This is a genomic window from Komagataeibacter kakiaceti JCM 25156, from assembly GCF_000613305.1.
The window spans coordinates 1-2,732 of record NZ_BAIO01000320.1 but is presented as its reverse complement, the minus strand read 5'-3'; the positions used below and the strand labels follow the sequence as shown (position 1 = coordinate 2,732).

At 63.8% G+C, this 2,732-nt stretch carries 3 pseudogenes; all 3 read left to right on the top strand.

What is annotated here, in order from left to right:
* Positions 1–366: 366 nt before the first annotated feature.
* Positions 367–1,370 (top strand): annotated as a pseudogene (locus JCM25156_RS24300) (ABC transporter permease).
* A pseudogene (locus tag JCM25156_RS24295) lies at positions 1,367–2,340 on the top strand (ABC transporter permease). The pseudogenes JCM25156_RS24300 and JCM25156_RS24295 overlap by 4 nt, the downstream one beginning before the upstream one ends.
* A pseudogene (locus tag JCM25156_RS24290) lies at positions 2,330–2,732 on the top strand (ATP-binding cassette domain-containing protein); the annotation flags it as partial. The pseudogenes JCM25156_RS24295 and JCM25156_RS24290, both read left to right, overlap by 11 nt.

Here is a 2,732-nt window from a genome sequence, read left to right as displayed (position 1 = left end):
CCCGCCCTGCGCGTGGGCAGTGGAAAGCACCCCGGCACCCGGCGTGGCCGCGAGCGCCAGCACAACAAAAGCTGCTGTCAACGATTTCATATGCTTCATCGTCCTACTCATTTTTCTTATGGTAACCTGATCCCACACCACGACAGAATGGTGGCGGTTTGTCACATTTTTGTATCAGATCCATACCCTGAACACGCAACAGTCATGCTGCCCGCCACGGGGTTCAGGCTCAGGGGCCGCGTTAAAAATTCCGGTCCCGTCTCTCGTCCATCACCAAACGAGGGTATAGTCCGGCCTGTCCTTAAAAAACAGGCGGCGGTGCCTGCGGCCGCGCCCTGTTTCCAAGCGTTCGGGTGTTATCATATCATGCCTTCTCCTTTCCGCCCCGCACCCGCCAGCCCATGGAAGCAGGCCCTGTTCCTGCTGGCGCGCAACCGTTCGGCCATGCTGGCCCTGGGCGTGCTGGCGCTGATGGCCCTGGCATGCCTGCTGGCCCCGTTTTACGCCCATGACGTGGCGCATACGGACCCGTTTTCCTCCAACGTGGCGGGAACCATTTCGTTTGACGGGCAGGCGGTGGATATCATGCAGCCCAACGACAATCCGCTCCATCTCGGCCTCAGCCCCATCGGCCCGACATGGCATGCGGCCTACCTGCTCGGGGCGGACAGCCAGGGGCGCGACCTTATGGCGCGGCTGCTGTACGGGGGGCGCAACTCGCTGCTGATTTCGGCCTCGGCCGCCTGCATCTGCCTGTTCCTGGCTGCCGTGGCGGGTATTACCGCCGGTTTCTGCGGCGGGATCGTGGATGGCGTCATCTGCCGCATGCTGGACATCATGTGGCGGTGCCGGTCTATCTGTTCGCCATTTCCCTTTCCATCGTCATGGTCAGCCAGACATTGCAACTGGGGCCGTTCGTGGTGCGGGCCGATAACCTGCTCATTCCCATCCTCATCATCGCGCTGGTCTATGTACCCTATGCCGCGCGGCCCATACGCGGGCGGGTCCTTGCGCTGCGGCAGGCGGAATTCGTGCTGGCCGCGCGCTGTCTGGGCGTGCCTGACTGGCGCATCATGCTGCATGACATCCTGCCCAACCTGACCACCACGCTGGTCGTGCTGGGCCCGCTGCTCATGGCGCTGGCGCTGCTGGCGGAAAGCGCGCTTTCCTTCCTCTCTCTGGGGGTGCAGGCGCCCGCCGCGTCATGGGGCACGATCATTCAGGATGGCGAGGGCCTGATCTACACCCGCCCCATGGTCGCCATCGCGCCGGGGGTCGCGATCGTGATCGTGGTGCTGGCGCTCAATATCCTGGGCGATGGACTGCGTGACGCGCTGGATGTGCGTGACGCGGCGCGGCGCGGGTCATGACCATGGCGCTGCTACGCCGCGCTGGGCAGACGGTTTTCGTGCTGTTTGGTGTCTCGGCCCTGGTGTTCCTTGTCTTTTTCGCCACACCGGGCGCGGACCCCACCGCCCGTATTGCAGGGCGCAACGCCTCCACGCAGGTCATGGAAAACGTACGGCGGGAATACGGGTTTGATCGCCCGCTGCCGGTTCAGTACATGACCATGATGAAAAAGCTGTTCATTACCCGCGATCTGGCATCCTATGCCGACCGGGGGGAAATGGTGGTGCCCGAAATCATGCAGGCCGCCCCCGTCACCGCCAGTCTGGTCTGCGGGGCCGCCTTTATCTGGGTGACGGTTTCCATCGCCATGGGCACGCTGGCCGCCGCCATGAAAAATACGTGGGTGGACCGCACCCTCATGACACTGGGGCTGGTGGGCATTTCCATACCCGTGTTCTGGCTGGGGCAGGTCACCAACCTTGTCACCCAGAGCCGGTATCATGACACATGGCTGTTTTCATGGGTGCCTGGGCTGGGCTACGTGCCTTTACACAGGATCCGTGGGGGTGGTTCAGGTCGCTCGTGCTGCCGTGGTTCGTGCTGGCGGTCATGTTCATCGGCCTGTACGGCAGGGTGCTGCGCTCCGACCTTGTCGCGCTGGAGGGGGAGGACTTCATGCGTACCGCCCGCGCCAAGGGGCTGTCACCTTCGCGCATATTCCTCCGCCACGGGCTGCGTACCGCCATGATCACGTTCATCTCGCTCTTCGGTCTGGATTTCGCGCAGCTTGTGGGGGGTGGCGCGCTCCTGACGGAAGTGGTGTTCGGCCTGCCCGGCGTGGGGCGGCTGACCTATCGCGCGCTGACCACGCTCGACCTGCCGGTCATCATGGCCACGGTCATGTATTCCGCCGTGTTTGTCGTGATCGCCAATGCGGTGGTGGACATGCTCTACCTGCTGGTTGACCCAAGGGTGCGCGATGGCCGGTAATCCTTCCCCCGCCGCCGTGCTGACGGTCGCGGATCTGTGCGTAAGCTTTCCCGTCCGGGGCCGCATGATTCCGATTGTGGAGCATGTGAGCTTTACCCTGCATGAAGGCGGGATTCTGGGGCTGGTGGGGAATCCGGATCAGGCAAGTCGATGACGGCCATGGCGCTGATGGGCCTGATCGACAGCCCCGGCGTGCAGGTGCGCGGTTCCGCCCGCTTCCGGGGGCATGAACTGGTGGGGCTGCCGCAAAAACAGCTTCGCCGCCTGCGCGGGCGTGAGATGGCCATGATCTTTCAGGATCCGATGACGGCCTTCACCCCGGTCCATACCATCGGCTGGCAGATTGATGAGCAGATCCGCGCCCATCTGCCCCTGTCGCGCCGCGCGGCGCG